Source organism: Streptomyces sp. NPDC059788 (assembly GCF_042732265.1).
Classification (GTDB): domain Bacteria; phylum Actinomycetota; class Actinomycetes; order Streptomycetales; family Streptomycetaceae; genus Streptomyces.
Genome location: NZ_JBHWHY010000069.1, coordinates 20535 through 43253, shown reverse-complemented (window position 1 = coordinate 43253; position 22719 = coordinate 20535). Strand labels below are relative to the sequence as shown.

20 protein-coding genes and 1 rRNA gene are annotated in these 22719 nt (G+C 72.7%); 10 read left to right on the top strand and 11 right to left on the bottom strand.

The window, feature by feature from the left end; genetic code table 11:
• Positions 1-195: 195 nt before the first annotated feature.
• The 3 genes from rrf (at position 196) to ACFV57_RS38885 (ending at position 2441) form a co-directional block, all read left to right on the top strand.
• Positions 196-312: ribosomal RNA gene (gene rrf, locus ACFV57_RS38895) — 5S ribosomal RNA — on the top strand.
• Positions 313-390: 78 nt separating this feature from the next.
• The gene (locus tag ACFV57_RS38890) at positions 391-1656 is read left to right on the top strand and encodes a hypothetical protein (RefSeq protein ID WP_385242741.1); all 1266 of its coding nucleotides are present in this window, start codon (positions 391-393) and stop codon (positions 1654-1656) included.
• Positions 1593-2441, top strand: a complete 849-nt coding sequence (locus ACFV57_RS38885) for a hypothetical protein (RefSeq protein ID WP_385242739.1) — start codon at positions 1593-1595, stop codon at positions 2439-2441. The genes ACFV57_RS38890 and ACFV57_RS38885 overlap by 64 nt, the downstream gene beginning before the upstream one ends.
• Before the next feature lie 89 nt (positions 2442-2530).
• Here ACFV57_RS38885 and ACFV57_RS38880 read toward each other — a convergent pair whose 3' ends face one another.
• The 5 genes from ACFV57_RS38880 to ACFV57_RS38860 form a co-directional block, all read right to left on the bottom strand.
• Positions 2531-4354: an IucA/IucC family protein gene (locus ACFV57_RS38880; RefSeq protein ID WP_385242728.1), complete on the bottom strand. Its 1824-nt coding sequence runs from the start codon at positions 4352-4354 to the stop codon at positions 2531-2533.
• A complete protein-coding gene (locus ACFV57_RS38875) occupies positions 4348-4920 on the bottom strand; it encodes a GNAT family N-acetyltransferase (RefSeq protein ID WP_385242726.1) in 573 nt (190 codons plus the stop codon). Before ACFV57_RS38875 ends, ACFV57_RS38880 begins: the two co-directional genes overlap by 7 nt.
• A complete protein-coding gene (locus ACFV57_RS38870; RefSeq protein ID WP_385242723.1) occupies positions 4917-6239 on the bottom strand; it encodes a lysine N(6)-hydroxylase/L-ornithine N(5)-oxygenase family protein in 1323 nt (440 codons plus the stop codon). Before ACFV57_RS38870 ends, ACFV57_RS38875 begins: the two co-directional genes overlap by 4 nt.
• Before the next feature lie 55 nt (positions 6240-6294).
• A complete protein-coding gene (locus ACFV57_RS38865) occupies positions 6295-7881 on the bottom strand; it encodes a pyridoxal phosphate-dependent decarboxylase family protein (RefSeq protein ID WP_385242720.1) in 1587 nt (528 codons plus the stop codon).
• A gap of 248 nt (positions 7882-8129) precedes the next feature.
• A complete protein-coding gene (locus ACFV57_RS38860) occupies positions 8130-9392 on the bottom strand; it encodes a DUF1015 family protein (RefSeq protein WP_385242717.1) in 1263 nt (420 codons plus the stop codon).
• A gap of 142 nt (positions 9393-9534) precedes the next feature.
• On the opposite strand from ACFV57_RS38860, the gene ACFV57_RS38855 reads away from it, so the two are divergent.
• The gene (locus ACFV57_RS38855; RefSeq protein ID WP_385242714.1) at positions 9535-10563 is read left to right on the top strand and encodes an HAD-IIA family hydrolase; all 1029 of its coding nucleotides are present in this window, start codon (positions 9535-9537) and stop codon (positions 10561-10563) included.
• Between the two features lie 119 nt (positions 10564-10682).
• On the opposite strand, the gene ACFV57_RS38850 is transcribed toward ACFV57_RS38855, so the two are convergent.
• Both ACFV57_RS38850 and ACFV57_RS38845 read right to left on the bottom strand, forming a co-directional pair.
• Complete coding sequence (locus ACFV57_RS38850) at positions 10683-11573, bottom strand: siderophore-interacting protein (RefSeq protein ID WP_385242712.1); 891 nt, start codon at positions 11571-11573, stop codon at positions 10683-10685.
• A 97-nt stretch (positions 11574-11670) separates the two neighbouring features.
• Positions 11671-12702, bottom strand: a complete 1032-nt coding sequence (locus ACFV57_RS38845) for an ABC transporter substrate-binding protein (RefSeq protein WP_385242709.1) — start codon at positions 12700-12702, stop codon at positions 11671-11673.
• A 186-nt stretch (positions 12703-12888) separates the two neighbouring features.
• Here ACFV57_RS38845 and ACFV57_RS38840 point away from each other — a divergent pair, with 186 nt between their 5' ends.
• From ACFV57_RS38840 to ACFV57_RS38830, 3 genes are all read left to right on the top strand, one after another.
• On the top strand, positions 12889-13932 hold the full coding sequence (locus ACFV57_RS38840; RefSeq protein WP_385242706.1) for a FecCD family ABC transporter permease: 1044 nt from the start codon (positions 12889-12891) through the stop codon (positions 13930-13932).
• Entirely contained in the window at positions 13929-15032 is a 1104-nt protein-coding gene (locus ACFV57_RS38835; RefSeq protein WP_385242704.1) for a FecCD family ABC transporter permease, read from the top strand. Before ACFV57_RS38840 ends, ACFV57_RS38835 begins: the two co-directional genes overlap by 4 nt.
• Before the next feature lie 74 nt (positions 15033-15106).
• Positions 15107-15946, top strand: coding sequence for an ABC transporter ATP-binding protein (locus ACFV57_RS38830; protein WP_385242702.1), 840 nt, complete (start codon positions 15107-15109; stop codon positions 15944-15946).
• 105 nt (positions 15947-16051) lie between these two features.
• Here ACFV57_RS38830 and ACFV57_RS38825 read toward each other — a convergent pair whose 3' ends face one another.
• Complete coding sequence (locus ACFV57_RS38825; protein ID WP_385242699.1) at positions 16052-16399, bottom strand: sterol-binding protein; 348 nt, start codon at positions 16397-16399, stop codon at positions 16052-16054.
• Positions 16400-16475: 76 nt separating this feature from the next.
• Between ACFV57_RS38825 and ACFV57_RS38820 the strand changes: the two genes are divergently transcribed.
• The 3 genes from ACFV57_RS38820 to ACFV57_RS38810 all read left to right on the top strand — a co-directional run bounded on the left by ACFV57_RS38820 (position 16476) and on the right by ACFV57_RS38810 (position 18728).
• Positions 16476-16919 (top strand): hypothetical protein, encoded by a 444-nt coding sequence (locus tag ACFV57_RS38820; RefSeq protein WP_385242696.1) that lies wholly within the window; start codon positions 16476-16478, stop codon positions 16917-16919.
• 7 nt (positions 16920-16926) lie between these two features.
• Positions 16927-17742 carry a TlyA family RNA methyltransferase gene (locus ACFV57_RS38815; protein WP_385242693.1) on the top strand — a complete coding sequence of 272 codons (816 nt, stop codon included), beginning with the start codon at positions 16927-16929 and terminating at the stop codon, positions 17740-17742.
• A gap of 77 nt (positions 17743-17819) precedes the next feature.
• Complete coding sequence (locus tag ACFV57_RS38810) at positions 17820-18728, top strand: NAD kinase (protein ID WP_385242690.1); 909 nt, start codon at positions 17820-17822, stop codon at positions 18726-18728.
• On the opposite strand, the gene ACFV57_RS38805 is transcribed toward ACFV57_RS38810, so the two are convergent.
• Genes ACFV57_RS38805 through ACFV57_RS38795 form a run of 3 tightly spaced genes read right to left on the bottom strand, consistent with a single transcriptional unit; the run spans position 18664 to position 22651 of the window.
• Positions 18664-19590, bottom strand: coding sequence for a type II CAAX prenyl endopeptidase Rce1 family protein (locus ACFV57_RS38805; protein ID WP_385242688.1), 927 nt, complete (start codon positions 19588-19590; stop codon positions 18664-18666). The two genes, ACFV57_RS38810 and ACFV57_RS38805, sit on opposite strands and share 65 nt — an antisense overlap.
• Complete coding sequence (locus ACFV57_RS38800) at positions 19587-21197, bottom strand: S41 family peptidase (protein WP_385242685.1); 1611 nt, start codon at positions 21195-21197, stop codon at positions 19587-19589. Before ACFV57_RS38800 ends, ACFV57_RS38805 begins: the two co-directional genes overlap by 4 nt.
• Positions 21198-21250: 53 nt before the next feature.
• Positions 21251-22651, bottom strand: a complete 1401-nt coding sequence (locus ACFV57_RS38795; protein ID WP_385242683.1) for an ABC transporter permease — start codon at positions 22649-22651, stop codon at positions 21251-21253.
• Positions 22652-22719 lie beyond the last annotated feature (68 nt).

The following is a 22719-nucleotide window of genomic DNA, read 5'->3' as shown; positions in this document are numbered from 1 at the left end:
GGTTGATAGGCCAGATATGGAAGCCTGGTAACAGGTGGAGTTGACTGGTACTAATAGGCCGAGGGCTTGTCCTCAGTTGCTCGCGTCCACTGTGTGGTTCCCGGGTTGCGAACAGTCGCAGCGTCGGTTGAACCAAGTTCCACTGTTTCATTCTTTAACTGAAGAGTGTGCTTGTTCGCTAGAACCCGATAGGGTTTCGGTGGTCATAGCGTTAGGGAAACGCCCGGTTACATTCCGAACCCGGAAGCTAAGCCTTTCCGCGCCGATGGTACTGCAGGGGGGACCCTGTGGGAGAGTAGGACGCCGCCGAACAATCTTTGGAAGGACCCTTGGTCCCAGCGTTCACGCTGGGACCAAGGGTCCTTTTTTGTTTGGCCGGAGCGCGCCGAAGTGGTCGGTGCGCGAGAATGTTTGCAGTACCGAAGACAGGAGTCACGCCGATGTCCCCCAACTCTTCCGACGATCGCTCGGAGCGCCGGCCGCAGCGGCGCGAGGACGGTGACCGCGGCGGTTTCCGGCGTGACGACCGCGGTCCTCGCCGGGACGACCGGGGCGGCCGGCCCTCTGGTGGTGGCTTCGGCGGCGGGCGCCGTGACGACCGTGGCGGTGGTTTCCGCCGTGATGACCGTGGCCCGCGTCGCGATGACGACCGTGGTGGTTTCCGCAGGGACGACCGCCGTGACGACCGTCCGCGCGGCCCCCGCCGTGATGACGACCGCGGTGGCTTCCAGCGCGACGACCGCGCTCCGCGCCGCGAGGGCGACCGTGGCGGCTTCCGCCGCGACGACCGCCCCGGGTTCCCGCGCGACGACCGCGCTCCCCGTGGTCCGCGCCGTGACGATGACCGCGGTGGTTTCCGTCGCGATGACCGCGGCCCGCGCCGCGATGACGACCGCGGCGGCTTCCGCAGGGACGACCGCCGTGACGACCGTCCCCGTGGCCCGCGTCGTGATGACGACCGCGGCAGCTTCCGTCGTGACGATGACCGTGGTGGTTTCCGCAGGGACGACCGTGGTCCGCGTCGCGATGACGACCGTGGTGGTTTCCGTCGCGATGACCGTGGTCCGCGCCGTGACGACGACCGTGGTGGTTTCCGTCGCGATGACCGCGGCCCCCGCCGTGACGACGACCGTGGTGGCTTCCGCAGGGACGACCGCGGCCCCCGCCGTGACGACGACCGTGGCGGTTTCCGTCGCGACGACCGCGGCCCCCGCCGCGATGACGACCGCGGCGGCTTCCGTCGTGACGACCGCCGCGACGACCGCCCCCGTGGGCCTCGTCGTGATGACGACCGCGGCAGCTTCCGCCGTGACGACGACCGCGGCGGTTTCCGTCGCGACGACCGCGGCCCCCGCCGTGACGACGACCGCGGCGGATTCCGCAGGGACGACCGCCGTGACGACCGCGGCCCCCGCCGTGACGACCGCCGTGACGACCGTGGTGGCTTCCGTCGCGACGACCGCGGCCCGCGTCGGGACGACGACCGTGGCGGGCGCCGCCCGTACGGTGCCGGTCGGGGCCGTGACGACCGTGGCGGGTTCCGGAACGACGACCGGCGGGACGACCGGCGGGACCGGGAGCCGATCAAGCGGCTGCCGATTCCGGAGGACGTCACGGGCGAGGAGATCGACAAGGACGTACGGCAGGAGCTGCTGAGCCTGCCGAAGACGCTCGCCGAGGATGTCGCCAAGAACCTCGTCATGGTGGCCAAGCTGCTCGACGAGGAGCCGGAGCGGGCGTACGGCTACTCCCGTGTCGCGCTGCGGCTGGCATCGCGTGTCCCCGCCGTGCGTGAGGCGGCCGGCTTTGCCGCGTACGCGGTCGGGAAGTACGGCGAGGCGCTGGCCGAGTTCCGGGCGGCGCGCCGGATGACCGGCAGCGTGGAGCTGTGGCCCGTGATGGCCGACTGCGAGCGTGGTCTGGGCCGGCCCGAGAAGGCCCTGGCGATGGCCGGTGAGCCCGAGGTGCAGAAGCTGGACCGGGCGGGCCAGGTCGAGATGCGGCTGGTCGCGGCCGGTGCGCGGCGCGACATGGGCCAGACCGACGCGGCCGTCGTGACGCTGCAGAGTCCCGAGCTGGCGTCGAACTCCGTGCAGCCGTGGACGGCCCGACTGCGCTACGCGTACGCCGACGCGCTGCTGGAGGTCGGCCGCGAGGACGAGGCACGCGAGTGGTTCGCCAAGGCGCTGGAGGCCGACCAGGGCGGCACCACGAACGCCTCGGACCGGCTGGCCGAGCTGGACGGCGTGGAGTTCACGGACGCGCTGGAGGACGAGGACGAGGACGAGGGCGAGGCGGAGACCGAGATCGCGGACAGGACCGCGGACGAGGTCGTGCCCGAGGCCGGTGACTCCACCGAGCCCGTCAAGGCCGCCGAGCCCGTCAAGGCCCCCGAGGCCCCCGAGGACGCGTCCGGCGAAGGCCGCTCCGAGCAGGCCTGACGCCCTCGCGGCCCGGCCGCGTGACGGCATATGAGTGAAGGGCGGGACCCCACCGGGGGTCCCGCCCTTCACTCATGTGTACGCAGGTGTCATGCTCCGGCGGCCGGGGCGTACCGGGCGATCGGGTTCTCCAGCGTGCCGATCAGCTGGAGGGCGCCGGCCGGGTCCTGGAGGTCCACCATCTGCTCGTTGTTCCGCAGCTGGAGACGGTTGAGGCAGGAGAGCGCGAACTCGTCCGCGAACATGTCGTACTGCCGGAACTTGTCGGCGAGCTGCGGATTGGCCTCCTGGTAGGCGGTCACGGAGTCGGCGACCGTACGCCAGAAGGTGTCCTCGTCCAGCACGTCGCCCGTGACGAGGATGCCGCTCAGGAAGCGGAAGAAGCAGTCGAAGACGTCCGTGAACAGGGAGAGGAGCTTCTTGTCCTCCGGGACGTCGGCGCGGATGCGCTCCACGGCCGGCGGCAGCACCGCGTCCGGGTCCATCACCGCGATCTCCTCGGCGATGTCCTTGAAGATCGCGCGCTGTACGGTGCCGTCCTCGACGACGAGGATGACGTTCTCGCCGTGCGGCATGAAGACCAGGTCGTAGGCGTAGAACGCGTGCAGGACGGGGGTCAGGTACGCGTCCACGTAGCGGCGCAGCCAGTCCGCCGGTTCCAGGCCGGACTCCTCGATGAGGGCCGCGGCCAGCGAGCCGCCTTCGGGGTCGGTGTGCAGCAGGGAGGCCATGGTGGCCACCCGCTGGCCGGGCTCCAGGGTGGGCACCGGGCTCTCGCGCCACAGGGCGGCGAGCATCTTCAGGTACGGGGAGCCCTTGGCGGTGGCGGCCTCGTACTGGCGGTGGTGGTAGCCGATGGCGGCGCGCTCGCGGATGATCGAGAAGCGGGCGGCCCGGAAGGTCTCGTCGCGCTCGATCAGGCCGGCCAGCCAGTCGTTGATGGCCGGGGTGGCCTCCATGTAGGCGGCGGACAGGCCGCGCATGAAGCCCATGTTGAGGACCGACAGGGCCGTCTTGACGTAGTGCTTGGACGGGTCGCTGGTGTTGAAGAAGGTCCGGATGGACTGCTGCGCCAGGTACGCGTCGTCGCCGGCGCCGAGGCAGACCAGGTGCTGCTGGGCGACCTCGGCGGCGAAGGTGACGGAGAGCTTGTTCCACCACTGCCACGGGTGGACGGGGATGAGGCGGTAGTCGGCCAGGTCCAGGCCGAGGTCGCGCATCGTGGTGGCGAACCGCTCCAGGGTGGCGTCGCCCAGTTCGTCGCGGATCAGCCCGTCGTAGTCCAGGCCCTCGCCCGCGGTGAACGTGGCGCGGTCGTGGCGCGCGGCGAGCCAGATCAGGTGGACGGGGCTCGCGGCCTCGGGGGCGTACGCGTGGTACTCGTGCACGCCGAAGCCGAGGCGGCCGTTGTTGGCGACGAAGCAGGGGTGGCCCTCGGACATTCCCGTCTCGATCGCCTGGAAGTCGCCCTTCGCCAGCTCGGCGGCGGCCGCGGGCCCGGCGGCCAGCTTGTACGCCGTACCGGAGAGGGTGGAGCTGATCTCTTCCAGGTAGACGGGCAGGATGTCGTCGCCGAGGGCGAGGGTGCGGCGCAGCTCGATGAAGAAGTCGAGGGCGTCCAGGGGGACCTCGGCGCCGTCGCGGTGGCGGGTGATGTCGTCGGCGTCGATGTGCCAGTGGTCCAGGCTCAGCCGGCGGGCGGTGAAGCGGTACTCGACGCGGTCGTCGTCGCTGCGTACGACGTAGTGGCCGTCCTCGGGCAGGCGCTGCGGCGTCAGCAGGCGCTCGTGCGCGAACTCGGCCAGGGCCTTGCGGACGAGGAGGCGGTTGGCGCGCGCCCACAGTTCGGGGGTGAGGTGGCGGACGGCGTCGCGCGCCGCGGCGCCGGAGGTGTCCGCGGTGGGGTTCAGCATGGGTTTTCTCCTCGGGCGGCCAGGAACCGGCCGCGGGTGCAGGTGCTCAGGTACGCCTCGCCCTTGGGCAGCGTGACGGTGCGGACGATCTCGAAGCCGACGGCCTTGTTGAGGGCGTGCACCGCGGTGTTCTCGGCGGCCGGTTCGACGACGACACGCTGGTTGCCCGGTTCGGCGAACAGCATGTCCATGACGGTGGTGATCACGGCGAGGGTGAAGCCGTGCACCGGGGTGTCGGTGGGCGCGGTCAGGAAGTGCATACCGACGTCGCCGGGCGCGGCCTCGTGGACCTCGGTCACCTCGCGGTGCGCCGGGTCGTAGCGCTCCATCAGGAAGGCGGGGACGCCGTTGTGCAGGCCCAGGAACGCGTCGTGGTACGGGTCGGCGTCGATGCGCGCGAACTCCTTCTCCACGGCCGCCGGGTCGGCGTCCTGCATCATCCAGAAGACGGCTTTGGGGTGGGTGACCCAGCCGTGCAGCAGCTCCGCGTCGCCGGCCGGGTCGACCGGGCGCAGCGCGAACTCGCCGAGCGAGGCGTGGGTGCGGGTGAAGACGGGCGCGGTCATACGGGCGAGACCTCCACGGGGTGGTGCGGACCGGCCGGGGCGGCGAACTCCTGGAAGGCGATGGACTTCTCGACCGGGTAGTACTCGCGGCCGAGCAGCTCGCGGATGATGCAGGAGTTGCGGTAGGCGGCCATGCCCAGGTCGGGGGTGACGAAGCCGTGGGTGTGCAGCTCGGCGTTCTGCACGAAGATGTCGCGGCCCGCTGTGTCGATGCTGTAGTTGCGGGCCACGGCGTAGCGCCCGGCGTCGTCCCAGGCGATGCGGCCGGTCAGCGGGGTGAGGAACTCCGGTGTCGTGTACCGGTATCCGGTCGCGAGGACCAGGCCCTGGGTGGCGAGGGTGAAGTCCTGGCCCTGTTCCTCCTGGCGCAGGCCCAGGGTGTACGTGCCGGAGGCCGCGTCGTAACCGGCTTCGCGGAGCGCGGTGTTGGTGAGCAGCCGGGTGGGGCAGGGGCCGTGCAGGTTCTTCTGGTAGAGCAGGTCGAAGATCTCGTTGATCAGCTCGGAGTCGATGCCCTTGTAGAGGTTCTTGTGCTGGGCGTTGAGCCGGTCGCGGGTGGCGGGCGGCAGGGCGTGGAAGTAGTCCACGTATTCCGGAGAGGTCATCTCCAGCGTGAGCTTGGTGTATTCGAGGGGGAAGAACCGCGGGGAGCGGGTGGCCCAGGTCAGGTGGTAGCCGTGGCTGTCGATGTCCTGGAGGAGGTCGAGGTAGATCTCCGCCGCGCTCTGGCCGCTGCCGACGATGGTGATGGAGTCCTTGGCCTGGAGGGCGGCCTTGTTCTCCAGGTAGTCGGCGTTGTGCGCGAAGTCGCCGCCGAGGTTTCGGCAGGCTTCGGGGATGTGCGGCGGGGTGCCGGTGCCGAGGACCAGTTTGCGGGCGCGGTAGGTCTTCTTCTCGCCGGTGGGCAGGTGGTCGGCGTGGACGACGTAGACCTGCTCGGTCCCGTCGTACTCGACGGTGGTGACCTGGTGGCCGAAGCGGACGGTGTCGAGCTTGGCGGCGGCCCAGCGGCAGTAGTCGTTGTACTCGGCGCGCAGCGGGTAGAAGCTCTCCCGGATGTAGAAGGAGTACATCCGGCCCGATTCCTTGAGGTAGTTCAGGAACGAGAACGGCGAGGTGGGGTCGGCGAGGGTGACCAGGTCGGCCATGAACGGCACCTGGAGGGTGCTGGTCTCCAGCATCATGCCCGGGTGCCAGTCGAAGGACGGTTTGTTGTCCAGGAAGAGGCCGTCCAGTTCGCCGATGGGCTCGGTCAGGCAGGCGAGGCCGAGGTTGAAGGGCCCGAGGCCGATGGCGATGAAATCGTGAGGGGCGGACACGTGGGGTCTCCGTTTGCGGGGGTCGGTCGGCCGCGGGGCCGGTCGGCGGGGACGGTCAGCTCGCGGCGCTGAGGGCCGGTTCGGGGCGCTCGGCGAGGTAGCTGCCGGCGTGCTCGGCGATCAGGTCGAGGACCGTGGCGATGTCGGCCAGCGTGGTCTCGGGGTTGAGCAGGGTGAACTTGAGGTAGTGGCGGCCGTCGACGACGGTGCCCGCCACGATGGCGTCGCCGGAGGCGAACAGCGCTTCCCTGGCGTGCAGGTTGACCTCGTCGCTCAGCACCGGGTCCCGGTCGTCGGGGTACGGCAGGTAGCGGAAGACCAGGGTGCTCAGCTGGGGCTCGACGACGACCTCGAAGCGCGGGTCGTCGTTGAGGATCTTCCAGGCGTCGGCGGCGCGGTCCACGACCTCGTCGAAGAGTTCACCGATGGCGTCGGCGCCCATGGTGCGCAGCGTCAGCCACAGTTTCAGCGCGTCGAAGCGGCGGGTGGTCTGGATCGATTTGTCGACCTGGTTGGGGATACGGCGCTCGGCCATCCGCGCCGGGTTGAGGTAGTCGGCGTGGTACGTGACGTGCCGCAGGGTGGCGTGGTCGCGGACGAGCACGGCGCTGGAGCTGACCGGCTGGAAGAAGGACTTGTGGTAGTCCACCGTCACCGAGTCGGCGCGCTCGATACCGTCCAGGAGGGCGCGGCGGCGGGAGACCAGCAGGCCGCAGCCGTAGGCGGCGTCCACGTGCATCCAGGCGCCGTACCGGGTGCACAGGCCGGCGATCTCGGGCAGCGGGTCGATGCTGCCGAAGTCGGTGGTGCCCGCGGTGGCGACGACCGCCATCGGGATCAGGTCCTCGGCCTCGCAGCGCGCCAGCTCGGCGGCGAGCGCGTCGGCCCGCATCCGCTTGTCCGCGTCGCACGGCACGGCGATCACGGCTTCCGCGCCGAGGCCGAGCAGGGTGGCGGCCTTCTCGATGCTGAAGTGGCCGACCTGGGAGGCGAAGATGCGCAGCCGGGGGAGGATGTCGGTACGGCGTACCGGAGTTGTGGCGCCCTGGGGCCTTTCGTCCGGGTTGTTCTCGCGGGCCAGGGCCAGGCGGCACGCCTCGTCCCGGGCCAGCAGCATGGCCTGGAGGTTGGACTGCGTACCGCCGCTGGTGAAGATGCCGTCGGCGCGCTCGCCGAGGCCGATGCGCCGGGCGGTCCAGTCGATCAGGCGGCGCTCGATGAGCGTGCCGCCGGCGCTCTGGTCCCAGGTGTCCAGCGAGGAGTTGACCGCGGACAGCACCGCCTCGCCGACCAGGGCGGGGATGACGACCGGGCAGTTGAGGTGCGCGAGGTAGCGCGGGTGGTGGAAGTAGACGGCGTCGCGGAGGTAGACCTCTTCGAGTTCGTCCAGCGCGGCGGCGGGGTCGTGCAGCGGCTGTTCGAGGTCGATACCGGCCACGGTGGGGGAGAGGCCGTCGACCGTGACGCCGGTGAAGGGGCGCTCGGTACTGGATATTTTGTCGGCTATGCGGTCGACGCCTTCGGCGACGGAGCGGCGGTAGTGCTCGGTGGTGCTGTCGTTGAACAGCTGCGACCGGCTGTCCGGCGCCCCGGTGCCTGCGGCGGGCGACGGGTCCTCGGCGGAGTGCGCGAGGAGACTCATGAACGTGTCCTCCCTGATGCGGACTTGCTCACGTGGGGGGATGCGCATGGAACGCCCGCGCCTGGGCAGAAGACCGAACGGCGCAGGGGGGAACGGCTCCATCCGCTTACGTGATGAGGTAAGCCTAACCTAACTTGTGTGGCGGGAGGGAAAGGGGTGCCGAGGCGCCGGCGCGGGACACGCGCGCCGGGCCGTCATCGGGCGTCAGGGGGCGAAGCGGCCCGGAAACAGGCCGCGCAGGGCCTGGATCAGGCGTCGTCGTCCAGCACGCGCAGCACGAGACCGGTGGCCGGCTTGGGGCCGAACGAGGTGGATTTGCGCGGCATGGTCACCCCGTCCAGCGCGAGTTGGCGCACTGTTTGCTCCAGGACCGGGCGCAGTAGTACGGCCGTACCGCCGCGCTTCGCCGCCTGCTCGACGGCGTCCCCGGCGCTGTGCAGATAGCTGATCTCGGACGGGTGGTCGCGCACCCGCCACACCTCGTCCAGCAGGACCGAGTGCAGCACGGTGGCGTCCAGCTCGCGCCACGCGGCGGGGCGGTCCCGGCGGATCGTCCGGTCTAGCAGCTCCGCGTCCGGATCGTCCAGCAGGCAGAACCGCTCCGGACCGTTCGACAGGAGGAAGGCGCTGCCGGGCGTCCCGTCCAGCTTCGCCAGCGCCGCGTCCAGCGGGCCGTCCACCGGCCGGACGCGGAAGGCGCCGCCCAGCCCGGCCAGCGCGTCGTCCAGCGGGAGGTGCGGCAGGACGCGGTGGATGGCCCGGACCTGGAGCGGGTGGCGGGCGGAGTCCACGAGCAGCACGAGGCCGCTCGCCCAGGGGCCCGGTGCGCCGTCGCCGGGGTGCTCCTCGCGCAGCCGCTGGTAGGTCGCCCAGCGGTGGTGTCCGTCGGCGATCAGGGCGTGCCGCAGGGCGAGGTCGTTGTCGACGGCGCTCAGGTCGGCGGGGTCGGTGACGGCCCACAGGCGGTGTGCGAAGCCGTCCTCGGTGGTGGTGGCGAGCAGGGGAGCGGTCAGGACGGTGCGTTCGATGACGCCGGTGGCGCCGTTGCCGGTGCCCTGGCCGACGTAGGAGAGCAGCAGCGGCTCGAAGTTGGCGGCGGCCTCGCGCATCAGGGCGGCGCGGTCCTCGACGACCTCGGGGATCACGTCCTCGTGCGGCAGGACGGGACCGTCGAGTTCGAGCGCGCCGATCAGGCCGCGCTGCAGGAGGCCGCCCTTGGCCTGCTCGTACACGTAGAGCGCGGGCCGCTCGTCGGTCGCCAGGACGCCCTGTGCGCGCCAGCGGCGCAGCGTCTCGGCGGCCTGGAGGTGCCGGGTCTCGGGGTCGGGTGCCTGCGGGAGGATCAGCCGCACGATGTTGTACGGGTCGGCCGTTTCGAGGTGGCGCACGCCGTCCGGCCGTACGACGACATCGTACGGCGGCGAGGTGACGGCCGTGAGGCTGCTGACGCGGTCCGGGGCGTAGCGCAGCCCGCGGAAGGGGTGGAGGCGAAGGCCGTCGGTGCTGGTCATTGGGGAATGCTATGCCGCCTTCCCGGGTGCGGGATGATCGGGGGGAAACCGTTGTCCTGCTGGATATATCGGTAGGCGGGGTTCCGCTTGCGGGACTCCGTACCACCACCTCTGTACCTGTGTGCATAAGGAGCGAAACGGCATGAGTGAGCGGGTGCGCAAGCGGCCCGGACGGTGCGAGCGGGCACTGGGCGAGGCGTACGACACGGCGCTGCTGGACCTGGACGGAGTCGTCTACGCCGGCGGCTCGGTGATCGAGCACGCCGTCGCGTCGCTCACCACCGCCCGGGACGGCGGGATGCACCTGGCGTATGTGACCAACAACGCCTCCCGGACGCCGGACGCGGTCGCGGACCAGCTCACCGGGTTCGGGCTGCCCACGGCCCCGACGGACGTGATCACCTCGGCGCAGGCGGTCGCGCGACTGATCGCCGGGCAGGTGCCCGACGGCGCGCGGGTGCTGGCGATCGGCGGCGAGGGCCTGCGGGTGGCGCTGCGCGAGCGCGGGCTGGTGCCGGTGGACTCCGCTGCGGACGGCCCGGCGGCGGTGGTGCAGGGCTTCGACCCGAAGCTGGACTGGGAACGGCTGGCGGAGGCCGCGTACGCGGTGCAGAGCGGCGTGCCCTGGTTCGCCTCGAACACGGACCTGACCATCCCCAAGGAGCGCGGGATCGCGCCGGGCAACGGCGCGCTGGTGGAGGTCGTACGGACCGCCACCGGCGGCGCGCCCCAGGTGGCGGGCAAGCCGGAGACGCCCATGCACCGCGAGACGGTGCTGCGTACGGGCGCGCGGCGGCCGCTGGTGATCGGCGACCGGCTCGACACGGACATCGAGGGCGCCTACAACGGCGGCGTGGACTCGCTGCTGGTCCTGACCGGTGTGACCACCGCCGCCGAACTGCTGGCCGCGCCGCCGCGGCACCGCCCGACGTACGTCGACGCGGACCTGCGCGGCGTGCTCGGCCCGCAGCCGGAGGTGACCGAGGGGACGGACGGCGGCTTCGGGTGCGGCGGCTGGACGGCGTCCGTACGCGACGACGTGCTGACGCTGGACGGCGAGGGCGCGCCGCTGGACGGCCTGCGGGCACTGTGCGCGGCGGCCTGGACGGCGGCCGGGGACGGCAGTTGCGACGCCGACGCGGGGAAGGCGCTGGCGCGGCTCGGGCTGTGAGGCGCGCGCCGCGGGGCGCGACGTACGAAAAGGGGAGGGGCCCCGCTCGGTGATGAGCGGGGCCCCTCCCTCAGGTGCGTGTACGGACCGTCGTACGCGCACGGTATGGGGGCCGCGGTTCAGTCCTCTTCGGTGGACGCCGCGGTGCCCGCCACGTACTCGGCGAGCAGGTCCTCCTCGCTGGCGCCGCGCCGCCAGTAGCCGGTGAACTTCACGGCCCGGCGGTCGAATTCGCGCTCCCGCACGAGGTGCCGGCGCAGGGCCTTCACGTTGCCCGCCTCGCCCGCGATCCAGGCGTACGGCGTGCCCTCGGGCAGCTCGGCGGTACGGACCGCCTCCAGCAGCGCGTCCTGACCGGCCGCCGGCCGCTCGTCGGCGGCGAGCCAGGTGATGTCGGCGTCCGCGAAGGTGGGCAGGTCCTGGCGGTCGGCCGCGTGGGCGACGGACAGGAAGACCTTGGCCTGGGTGCCGGGGGAGAGCCAGGCCAGGATGCCGGCCACCGCGGGCAGCGCCGTCTCGTCGCCGGTCAGCAGAATCCAGTCGGTGCCGGGCGGCGGACGGAAGTCGACACCGCCGTTGTCCTCGACGGCCGGGCCGAGGATCGAGACGCGGTCGCCGGGCACGGCGGACGCCGCCCAGCGCGAGGCCGGGCCGCCGGCCGGGGCGCTCGGGTCGTCCGCGCCGTGCAGGGCGAAGTCCACGTCGACCTCGGCCGGTTCGTGGCGCTGCTCGCGGATCGTGTACGAGCGCATCAGCGGCCGCTCGGCCGGGTCCTGGGCGCGCCAGGCGGGGTACCAGTTCTCGCCCTGGTCGGCGAAGACCGGCTCGGACTGGTGGGCCTGCGGGAGGAACAGTTTGAAGCGCTGGTCACGGCCGCCGGAGGCCAGGTCGCCGAGGCGTTCGCCGCCGAAGGTGATCCGGACCATGGAGGGTCCGAGCCGCCGGGTGCGCAGGACGTGCACGTCGAAGAAGCGGAACGGGGTGGTGGCGGGTGCGGCGGTCGTGGTCATGCGGAGGAACCTCCCGGAACCGTGACTCGGTGACTGCGGTGGGGGCGAAGCGGGCGGGGCCGTCGCCGGCCGGTGCGGCGGCCGGCGACGGCGTGCGTCAGGCGACCTTCTTGGCGTTCTGGATGACCTTGGTGAGCTCTTCCATCAGCGGCGCGGCGCCCGCGTAGGAGAAGCGCGGCTCGCTCGACCAGCCGGTGACCTGGCCGGCCTTGACGGCGGGCAGCTTGTTCCAGGCGGGCTTGGCGGCGAGGTCCTTGGGCTGGAGGGCGGAGGTGCGGTTGTCCAGCATGAGCACGTCGGCCGGGTACTTGTCGGCGTTCTCCCAGCTCAGGTTCTCGAAGTAGCCGCCCTTGTCCAGGTTGTCGGGGACGATGATGTCCACGCCCAGGGACTTGAAGTACATGATGTCGGAGTTGATGCCGGGGTTGGAGGCGTAGAAGAGGTCGGCGCTGCCGGAGCAGGCGAGGACCCGGACCGGGTTGGACTTGGCGGCCTTGCGCAGGTCGGCGGCGGCCTTCTCGAAGCGGGCCTTGGCGTCGACGACCTTCTTGGCCTTCAGGTCGGCGCCGAGGGACTGCGCCAGCTCGGCGTACCGCTCGATGATCTTCACCAGCGGGGTCCGGGACGCGGTGATCGCCACCTGCTCGGCCAGCTTGGTGATCTTGTCCTTGCTCTCGTCCGGCACGAACCACAGGGCGCCCGGCTCGAACATGTTGGTGATCAGCAGGTCGGGGTTGAGGGCCGCGTACTTCTCGACCGCGAACTGGTTGTAGGTGTTGCCGATGATGGTGAGACGGTCCACGTCGATGTCACCGGCCTGCGGGTCGGCCTTGCCGTCCTTGAGCTTGGTCGGGCCGAAGACGCCGACGACCTGCTTGTCGATGCCGAAGTCGTACAGCGCGGCGGCGGTGCCGGTGAAGGCGACGATGCGCTGCGGCGTGTGGTCGAGCGAGACCTTCTTCTTGCGGTCGTCGGTGAAGGACCAGGCGCCGCCCTTGACGTTCCCCAGTGCGCCCGAGTCCTTGTCCTTGCCGCCTCCGCAGGCGGCCAGCAGGGCGCCGATGCCGACGGCGCCACCGGCGGCGAGGACGCCGCGTCGGGACAGGGATACGCTGCGGGGGGTGCTCATGGCTGATGTGCTTCTCTCTGGGCGGGGCCTCGGGTACGGCCGGCGGGGCTTGACGGGACTTCGGCCGGTCGTTCACGGTCTTCGGTAGATTTCCGGTCGGACTTCAGGACGTACGGCAAAGGCCGGGTAAAAGGCCCTGCGGAACGACTTGATGTCTGATCGTGAGGGTAGGCTAACCTAACTCCCGTGTTGGTTGACAGTCCCCCCGAAGCAGCAAACGCCCCCGCGGCGCCGCGACGGCGGCAGATCACTCGCTCGGCCGGGCTCGTCGCCTCCGTCGCCGCGCTGGTCGTCGTCACCGTCCTGGGCATCGCCGTCGGCGCCAAACAGGTCCCCCTCGACCAGGTGTGGCACGCCCTCTTCCACTACACGGGCGACGACACCGACGTGGTCGTACGGGACGTGCGCCTGCCGCGCACCCTCCTCGGCCTGCTGGCCGGCGCCGCCCTCGGCCTGGCCGGCACGGTGATGCAGGCGCTGACCCGCAACCCCCTCGCCGACCCCGGCGTCCTCGGCATCAACGCGGGCGCCTCGGCGGCCGTCGTCTCCGCCATCAGCTTCCTGGGGATCACCTCACTGACCGGGTACGTCTGGTTCGCCTTCCTCGGCGCCGCCGTCGTATCGGTCGCCGTGTACGTGCTCGGCGGCACCCGCAGCGCCACCCCCGTACGGCTCGCGCTCGCCGGAACCGCCCTGTCCGCCGTACTGATCGGCTACATCAACGCCGTCAACCTCATGGACACCGCGGCGCTGGACAAGATGCGCTTCTGGACGGTCGGCTCGCTGGCCTCCGCCACCATGACCACCGTCCAGGAGGTCGCGCCGTTCCTCGTGGCCGGCGCCGTGCTCGCGCTCGCCGTCGGACGGCCCCTGAACGCCATCGCCCTCGGCGACGACCAGGCGCGGGCCCTGGGCGCGCGGCTGACCCGCACCCGGGTGCTGGCCATGGTCGCCGTCACCCTGCTGTGCGGCGGCGCGACCGCCGCCTGCGGCCCCATCGTCTACGTCGGCCTGATGGTCCCGCACGTCGTCCGCGCCGTCACCGGCCCCGACCTGCGGTGGATTCTGCCGTACTCGGCGGTCCTGTCGCCGGTCCTGCTGCTCGGCGCCGACGTCGTCGGCCGCGTCGTGGCACGGCCCGGCGAGATCCAGGTCGGCATCGTGACGGCCGTCGTCGGCGGCCCGGTCTTCATCTACCTCGTACGGCGCCGGAGGATGGCCCAGCTGTGACTTCCACCCTCAAGACCGACACCGACAAGACCGGCACCGGGCAGGCCGGGGCCGGGAGGACCGGCAGGTCCGTACGGGCGGTACGCACCGCGGGCGGGCTGTCCGTGCGCCTGGACGTGCGGACCGTCGTCGTCACCGTGCTGCTGGCCGCCGTGGCCCTGTCCGCGAGCGTCCTGCTGATCGGCACCGGCGACTTCCCGATGAGCCCGGCGGACGTCCTCGCCACCCTCACCGGGTCCGGCACCACCGCCCAGGAGTTCATCGTCAACGACCTGCGGCTGCCACGGGTCCTGGTCGGGCTGCTGGTAGGCGCCGCCTTCGGGGTGGCCGGCGCGGTCTTCCAGGCCGTCTCCCGCAACCCGCTGGGCAGCCCCGACGTGCTGGGCTTCTCCCAGGGCTCGACCGTCGGCGCGCTGCTCGTCGTCGTCTTCTTCCAGGGCGGCACCTTCGCGATCGCCGCCGGTTCGGTCGTCGGCGGCCTCGTCACCGGACTGGCGATCTTCCTGCTGGCCTGGAAGGGCGGCATCCACGGCTACCGCTTCGTCCTCGTCGGCATCGGCGCCGCCGCGATGCTCTACGCGATGGTCCTGTACCTGATGACCAAGGCGAACATCGTCGAGGCGTCGCAGGCCGTCACCTGGATGACCGGCACCCTCAGCGGCCGGGACTGGGCCCAGGTCTGGCCGCTGGCCCTCGTCTGCGCCGTCCTGATCCCGCTGTCCCTGCTGTACGGACGGCCGCTGCGGATGCTGGAGATGGGCGACGACGCCGCGTACGCGCTGGGCGTCCAGGTCACCCGGGTACGTATCGTCCTGCTGGCGGCCGCCGTACTGCTGGTCGCCGCGGCCACCGCGGCGGCCGGACCGATCGCCTTCCTCGCGCTGACCGCACCCCAGCTGGCCCGTCGCCTCACCCGTTCGCCCGGCCCCAACCTGCTGCCCGCCGCCCTCATGGGCGCCGCCCTCCTGGTCACCGCCGACTGGGCCTCGCAGCAGATCTTCGGCGCCGACCAGCTCCCGGTGGGCGTGCTGACCGGGCTGCTCGGCGGCGGCTACCTGCTGTGGCTGCTGGCCTCCGAGCGCAAGGCGGGCCGCATATGAGCACCCGGGGCGCCCGGTCGCGGTCCGCGCCGCCCCCGGCCCCCGCGAAACCGACCGCTACAAGGAGCAACGCAGTGAGCCGTCTCACGGCCGAGAACGTGACCCTCGCCTACGACCAGCGGGTCATCGCCGAGGACCTCTCGGTGGCCATACCGGACCAGTCCTTCACGGTCATCGTCGGACCGAACGCCTGCGGCAAATCCACGCTGCTGCGCGCGCTGTCCCGGATGCTCAAGCCCACCGCCGGATCGGTGCTGCTGGACGGCTCGGCCATCGCGTCGCTGCCCGCCAAGAAGGTCGCCCGCACCCTCGGCCTGCTGCCGCAGTCCTCCATCGCGCCCGACGGGATCACCGTCGCGGACCTGGTGGCGCGCGGCCGCTACCCGCACCAGGGGCTGCTGCGCCAGTGGTCGGGCGAGGACGAGCGGATCGTACGGGAGTCGATGGACGCGACCGGCGTCGGCGAGCTGGCCGAACGCTACGTCGACGAACTCTCCGGCGGACAGCGGCAGCGCGTGTGGATCGCCATGGCGCTCGCCCAGCAGACGCCGCTGCTCCTCCTGGACGAGCCGACCACGTACCTGGACATCCAGCACCAGATAGAGGTGCTGGACCTGTGCGCCGAACTGCACGAGGAACAGGGCCGCACCCTCGTCGCCGTCCTGCACGACCTCAACCACGCCGCCCGCTACGCCACACACCTGATCGCGATGCGCGACGGCGAGATCATCGCCGAGGGGGCGCCGGAGCAGGTCGTCACGGCCGATCTCGTCGAGCGGGTCTTCGGCCTGAAGTGCCAGGTCATCGACGATCCGGAGACGGGTACTCCGCTGGTGGTCCCGGCGGCGCGCAAGGCCCGTACGGTGGCGGGCGCGGGCGCGGGCGCGGGGGCCGGGGCGAGCGCGGGGGGCTGAGACGGTCGGCGGGCCGGTCGGCGGGCCGGTGGTGGCCGGGGCAGTGGTCCGTTCGGTGGGCCGGTGGTGGCCGGGGCAGTGGTCCGTTCGGCGGGTCGGGCGCGGTCAGAGAAGCGCGCGCAGGCGCAGCAGGTCGCGCAGGCCGGCCTCCAGCTTGACCCGGCCGCTGCCCCACGCCTTGGCGAAGTGCAGTTCGCCGTCGACCATGGCCACCAGGTCGTCGCCGCGCATCGTCAGGCGGATCTGGGCCCGCTCCGGCGGCGGCCCGGTGACGCTCGTGACGTCCTTCAGGGTGCCGTTCGCCAGCCGGCCGGCGAAGGTGACGTCCAGGTCGGTGATCCAGCAGCTCAGCGAGCGGTCGAGCGCCGCGGCGCCGCGGACGTCGCCGTTGGCGGTGGAGAGGTTCTGTGCGAGCCGGCCGAGGGCGGCGCGGCACTCTTCGACGGTTGCCATCGAGATCGACGATACGCCGGTACGGGGCGGGCGGGCGGTGGCCCGGTCGGCGGGCGGTTCGAGGTAGCGTCAAGGCATGGAAGAGCCGAGACAGCCGGTGACCGACGAGGCGCCGGGCGGGCCTGCGCCGGATGCCGCGGCCGCGGGCGGGGCTGAGCCGGAACATCCGGAGTCGGACCGTCCGCAGTCGGTCCGTCCGGAGTCGGACGGGCAGGCGCCCGACCGAGCGGCGTCGGACCCTTCCGAGTCGGTGGAGCGGCAGGCGCCCGACGGGCCCGCCGGTCCGCAGCCGCTCGGCGTCGCGGTCACGCCCACCGGGGACGCCGCCGTCGACGCCCAGCTGCGGCGCCTGGCCGACGCCGACCACCTCGCCGCGAGCGGGCACCTTGAGGTGTACGAGGATGTCCACCGGGGACTGCGCGACGCGCTGGCCGCTCTCGACCAGCGCCCCGGGCCCGCCGGCCCGTCCGGCGCGCCCCGGCCCCCGCAGCCGTCCGCAACGTACGACAACAGGAGCTGAACCACAGGTGGCAGGAGTGGCACGACGCCGACTCGACGCGGAGCTGGTGCGCCGCAAGCTGGCCCGCTCACGCGAGCACGCGGGCCAGCTGATCGCCGCGGGGCGGGTGACCGTCGGCGGGACGACGGCGACCAAGTCCGCCACCCAGGTCGAGACCAGCGCGGCCGTGGTCGTGCGGGAGGACGAGAACGACCCGGACTACGTCTCGCGCGGCGGCCACAAGCTGGCCGGAGCCCTCGCCGCGTTCGAACCCCTCGGCCTGAAGGTGACGGGCCGCCGCGCGCTCGACGCGGGCGCCTCCACCGGCGGCTTCACCGACGTCCTGCTGCGGGCCGGGGCGGGACACGTCGTGGCCGCTGACGTCGGGTACGGCCAGCTCGCCTGGTCGCTGCAGAGCGACGACCGGGTCACCGTCAAGGACCGCACCAACGTCCGCGAACTGACGCTGGAGCAGATCGACGGCGAACCCGTCGACCTCGTCGTGGGCGACCTGTCGTTCATCCCGCTGGGCCTGGTCCTGCCCGCCCTCGTCCGCTGCGCGGCGCCCGACGCCGACCTGGTGCTGATGGTCAAGCCGCAGTTCGAGGTGGGCAAGGAGCGGCTCGGCAGCGGCGGGGTGGTGCGCAGCGCCGAGCTGCGGGCCGAGGCGGTACGCGGCGTCGCCGGGCGGGCCGCCGCGCTGGGACTGGGTGTGGCCGGCGTGACCGCGAGCCCGCTGCCCGGCCCCTCCGGCAATGTCGAGTACTTTCTGTGGCTGCGCGCCGGGGCGGCTGCACTGGACCCGGCGGACGTCGACCGAGCAGTGGCGGAGGGGCCCCGTTGACCAGTTCTGAAACATCCGGAGCGGCTGAAGCAGCCGGCTCGCGCACCACGTGTACCGCACCGTCGCCGGGCGGCCCGGTGCCGCCCGCGGCGGACGGGAGTCGCACCGTCTTCCTGCTCGCGCACACCGGCCGCCCCGCGGCCGTCCGCAGCGCCGAACTCGTCGTCCAGGGGCTGCTGCGCAGCGGCATCGGCGTACGGGTGCTGGCCGAGGAGGCCGCGGACCTGCCACTGCCGGCGTCCGTGGAGCGCGTGGAGTCCGAGCAGTGCGCGGCCGAGGGCTGCGAACTGCTGGTGGTCCTCGGCGGGGACGGGACCCTGCTGCGCGGCGCGGACTTCTCCCGTACGTCCGGGGTGCCGATGCTCGGCGTCAACCTCGGCCGGGTCGGCTTCCTCGCGGAGGCCGAACGGGACGACCTGGACAAGGTCGTCGACCGGGTCGTCACCCGCTCCTACGAGGTCGAGGAACGGATGACCCTCGACGTCCTCGTACGCAACAACGGCAGCATCGCGCACACCGACTGGGCCCTGAACGAGGCCTCGGTGGAGAAGGCGGCCCGGGAGCGGATGCTGGAGGTCGTCACCGAGGTCGACGGACGGCCCGTCTCGCGCTTCGGCGGCGACGGCGTCGTGTGCGCCACGCCGACCGGTTCCACCGCCTACGCCTTCTCGGCGGGCGGCCCGGTGGTCTGGCCCGAGGTCGAGGCGCTGCTGATGGTGCCGATCAGCGCCCACGCGCTGTTCGCCAAGCCGCTGGTCACCTCGCCGGACTCGGTGCTGGCGGTGGAGGTGCAGCCCAAGACGCCGCACGGCGTGCTGTGGTGCGACGGCCGCCGCAGCGTCGAACTGCCCGCCGGTGCCCGCGTCGAGGTCCGCCGCGGCGCGGTCCCCGTACGCCTCGCCCGGCTGCACCACGCCTCCTTCACCGACCGCCTGGTCGCCAAGTTCGCCCTGCCGGTGGCGGGGTGGCGGGGGGCGCCGCAGTAGGGGGCGACGGAAGGCCGGGGGAGCGGGCCGGGCCGCCGGATCTTCGGCGGGGCCGGCCCGCGGGCTCATGGCCGGGTCGCGCGGGCCGGGGCCCGGCTCCCCGCGCCCACACCACGCCCATGGCGGTCAGCGCCGCGAGCAGGCCGTAGAGCAGCGCGGGACCGGCCTGGTCCGGATAGCCGGGGAACAGCGACTGGGCGAGGTTGATCGTGGTGTGCACGACGACGGCGACGAGTACGGTGCCGCCGGCGCTGGCGACCAGCCGGACCATCAGGACCCGCACCGCGACCGACCCGAGCACCTGGCCGACGATCCAGGGGACCGAGCGGCCCGCCTGGACGTACGCGACCAGGTGCCAGGCCCCCCAGACCAGCCCGATCACCAGCCCGGCGCCGAGCGCCCCGTACCGCTCCGACACGGGCCGCAGGAGATATCCCGTCCAGCCCGCCTCCTCGGCCAGTGCGGCGAGGAGGTACAGGGCGAGCAGCAGCGGGACGGACGCGAGCGGGGAATGCGACCCGCGCGGCGGCTCCCCGGCCAGCGCTGTCAGTCCGTAGGTCACGAGCATCAGAGCCGGAACCAGGAGGACGGCGACGGCCCACCGGATGCGACGCGTGGTTCCGCCCCCGGACACGGTCCGTTTCATCAGCCGCCGCACTCCGCCCCCGCCCTCCTCCCGGAAGACGAGGACCGCGGCCACCGTGACCGGCAGGACGAACTGGAACGCGCTCACCGGCATGCCCATCGGCAGCGACCCGGTCCGGTCGAAGACGGCCCCCAAGAGCCAGAACGGGACGGAGAGGACGGTCAGCAGCGTGACGAACGCCAGCGGTGATCCGCCGCTCGCCGGGGTCCGGCTCATGGCTTCCGTCCGGTCGTGACTCCTGCGTGGTTCATGGTTTCCCCTGGTGGTCGGTGGTCGGCGGTCGGCAGGGCGCGGGCCCGCGCGAGGGCCGGATCGCGGCGGGACGCCAGGTCCTCGGGGGCGAAGACCGGCGTGCGGATGGTCGGGGGTATGCCCGTGCCGTCGAAGGTGCGGCCGTCGGCGGTGCGGAACTCCTCGTTCGGCAGGGCGAACTTCCAGCCGTTGGGCAGCGTGCGGTCCAGGGTGTCGGAGAAGACGCCTTGCGTGTTCTCGCCGATCCGGGCCGGCGCGGGCGCACGGCTCAGTAGCGCCTGGGTGAAGGTCTCGCCCGCGCTGATCGTCAGCGGCCCGGTCAGCAGCGTCAGCGGGCCCGTGTAGCGCGGGCCGTCGTGCGGGCGGACCTGTACGGGCTGGGCGGGGGTGAACTTCCGCGGGTCGTCCGGGTCGTTGCGGGCGTGTTTGCGGTAGGCGGGATACGGGCGGCCGGTCAGCCGGGAGGCGACGCGCAGCCCGAGCCGGTCCGAACCGCCGCCGTTCAGCCGCAGGTCGACGACGAGGCTGCGCAGGGCCTTCGGGCCGGACGTGCGGGCCTTGGTGAACACCGCGTCCAACGCGCGGTCCAGCTCGGCCACATCGCTGTCGTGGTCGTCCCGGTCCGTGTAGCCGTGGAACGCGGTGATGCGGAGGTAGCCGAGGCGGCCGGGGAGGTCGGCGTAGGAGAGCGCGCCGCCGGCCCAGCGCCGCAACGTGGCGTCCCGGCCCAGGTTGGCGGCTGTCGCCGCGTCCACCTGCTTGAGGAGCGCGGGCGTGGGCGCGGTTGTCCCGGGCCGCGCTCCCGCGTACCCGCGGCCGGGGCCCGCGGACAGGTTGGTGTGCCCGTCGTGCAGCGGCTCGATCATCTCGCGCAGGATCGCGAAGAGTTCGTCGTCGGTGGTCCGCGCCGTGACGCGCGGGCGGTACCGGGCGCGGACCGCGGCCCAGTCGGTCTTCTTGGCGGCGAAGAACGGGTAGTTCTCGGCGTAGGTGTGCCAGAAGACGTCGAAGACCGTACGGGGGTCCTTCGCCGGGCTCTGGTGGCAGCGTGCGGGCAGTTCGGCGATCCGGTGGAGGGCGCGGTGGCCGACGTTGTCCTGGACGCTCAGGCGGGCCGTGTCGCCGCCGCGCGGCACGATCGTGATGCGCGCGCCGTCCCGTACGGCGAAGTCGACCCGGCCCCCGGCACCCGGCGGGCCCGTACGGACGCCGCGCGCGGAGCCGGGGAGGCAGCTGACGGCCGTGGTCTCGTACGTACGCAGCTGATGCCCGTCGATCGTGACGAAGGCGCCGTACCCGTCCGTCCGCCACACGCCGTCCAGGGAGGCCGCCGCGGCCGGCCGGGCCGACCGGTCCGCGTCGTCCGGCCGGTCCGGGTGCGCCTCGGTGGGCGCCGCGCAGGCGGTGGTCAGGGCGGTCAGGGCGGCCATGGTCGTCAGGACGGCGAGGGCGGTTCTGACGGCCCCGGCGGTCCGGCCGGTCCGCGGGCGGATGGGACGGCGGGTCGGACGGTGGGTGGGGCGGCGGGTGGTCACCGACGCCGGTTCGGGCTGGTGCGGATGCTTGGTCATGATCATTTCCCCCGATGGTGTTCCGTGTCGTTCGTCGGCGGGCGCCGGGCCGGTCACGCCGCCGCCAGCGTCTCCACGGCGCGGCGGCGCAGGGACGCGTGGACCGGCAGGCCGGTGGCGAGCAGCGTCAGCAGGAGTACGCCGCCGGATATCCCGAGGGCCGTCATCCAGGGCAGGTACGGCAGCGGGCTTCCGTACGCGGAGCGCAGCAGCGGGGCGAGCGTGCAGAGCGCGATGGCGGTGCCCAGGAGCAGGGCCGTGCCCGCGACGACGGCCGCCTCCCAGGCGGCCATGGAGCGCAGCCGGCGCGGATGGGTGCCGATCAGGCGCAGCAGTGCCAGGTCGCGACGGCGCTCAGTCGTGATCATGGCGAGGGTGTTGGCGGCGGCTATCGCGGCGAAGCCCGCGTACAGAGCGGTGCCGACGTAGTCCATCCAGACCGACTGCGCCGGGCCCGCCGAGCCGGTGTGGCGCAGGGCGGTGGTGTGCAAAGCGATCTTCGTCGTGCCGAACGCGACCACCAGGACCAGCGGGACCACGGCCGCGGAGAAGCGGCGCGACTGGGTCGTCACATTCAGCATGGCCAGTTCGGCGGCGCTGCCGAGGCGGCCCGCCGACCGGGCGACCAGCCAGGCCACCGGGCCGATGACGCGGGGCCCGAGCAGGCCGACGCCGAAGCAGAACAGGAGCAGGACGAGGAACGCGCCGCTGCCCGCCTTCTCCGGCCGGTCGGCCAGGAGCCCGGAGACGACCACCGCGCCCGCGATCGCGGCCAGGCCCAGCGGCAGCCGCAGCAGTCCCAGCTCGCGGCGGCCCGCGGCGGCCTCCTCCAGGGCGCGCGCGGGACGCAGCGCGGCGAACCGGCTCGCGGCGAGCACCCCCGCGAGAGCCACGGTGAGCGTGGACACGGCCAGGCACACGGGCAGCGCCACCCAGCTGAACGAGAAGGCGACACCGGGCGGGATCAGGCCGTGGTCCGCCAGGCCCGCGAACCACCAGCGCGCGAGCACCCCGCCGAGCGCGAACCCGGCCACCGCCGACGGCACCGCCGCGGCCACCGCCTGCGCCGCGACCGCACGCCGGAGCTGCCAGGGCCGGGCGCCGATGGCGCGCAGCATCGCGAACTCGCGGTGCTGCTGGGTGACGGCCGTGCCCATCGTCGAGGCGATGACGAACACCGAGAGATAGACGGAGACGAGCAGGAAGCCGGCGGCCATGACGCCGACGTCGGAGGCCGCCAGGGCGCGCCGCGCGGCGGCGGGGACGCCCTCCGCGCCGGTCGCGGCCAGCAGCATCGTCGAAGCGCTGACCACGACGGCCGCGAACAGGGCCGCGACGGCCGTCCCGGCGAAGGACGCCCGGTGACCACGCAGCGCGGCCCGCGCCAAGCCACTGGTCGCGGGCTTTTTGGGGGCCTGGTCCGCGAAGGGCTGGCACGCAGGGGTGTGGCCCATGGTGGTCCGGTCCGCGGGGGCCGGACCCATGGTGGTCCGGTCCGCGGCGGCTCGGCCCACCGCGGACC

Excerpts from the sequence above, each read along its gene's own strand:
- ACFV57_RS38795 (WP_385242683.1), bottom strand. The coding sequence starts at position 22,651 with ATGGGCCACACCCCTGCGTGCCAGCCCTTCGCGGACCAGGCCCCCAAA.
- ACFV57_RS38855 (WP_385242714.1), top strand. The coding sequence starts at position 9,535 with ATGAGTGAGCGGGTGCGCAAGCGGCCCGGACGGTGCGAGCGGGCACTG.
- ACFV57_RS38860 (WP_385242717.1), bottom strand. The coding sequence starts at position 9,392 with ATGACCAGCACCGACGGCCTTCGCCTCCACCCCTTCCGCGGGCTGCGC.
- ACFV57_RS38845 (WP_385242709.1), bottom strand. The coding sequence starts at position 12,702 with ATGAGCACCCCCCGCAGCGTATCCCTGTCCCGACGCGGCGTCCTCGCC.
- ACFV57_RS38825 (WP_385242699.1), bottom strand. The coding sequence starts at position 16,399 with ATGGCAACCGTCGAAGAGTGCCGCGCCGCCCTCGGCCGGCTCGCACAG.
- ACFV57_RS38805 (WP_385242688.1), bottom strand. The coding sequence starts at position 19,590 with ATGAGCCGGACCCCGGCGAGCGGCGGATCACCGCTGGCGTTCGTCACG.
- ACFV57_RS38850 (WP_385242712.1), bottom strand. The coding sequence starts at position 11,573 with ATGACCACGACCGCCGCACCCGCCACCACCCCGTTCCGCTTCTTCGAC.
- ACFV57_RS38800 (WP_385242685.1), bottom strand. The coding sequence starts at position 21,197 with ATGACCAAGCATCCGCACCAGCCCGAACCGGCGTCGGTGACCACCCGC.
- ACFV57_RS38820 (WP_385242696.1), top strand. The coding sequence starts at position 16,476 with ATGGAAGAGCCGAGACAGCCGGTGACCGACGAGGCGCCGGGCGGGCCT.
- ACFV57_RS38875 (WP_385242726.1), bottom strand. The coding sequence starts at position 4,920 with ATGACCGCGCCCGTCTTCACCCGCACCCACGCCTCGCTCGGCGAGTTC.
- ACFV57_RS38880 (WP_385242728.1), bottom strand. The coding sequence starts at position 4,354 with ATGCTGAACCCCACCGCGGACACCTCCGGCGCCGCGGCGCGCGACGCC.
- ACFV57_RS38865 (WP_385242720.1), bottom strand. The coding sequence starts at position 7,881 with ATGAGTCTCCTCGCGCACTCCGCCGAGGACCCGTCGCCCGCCGCAGGC.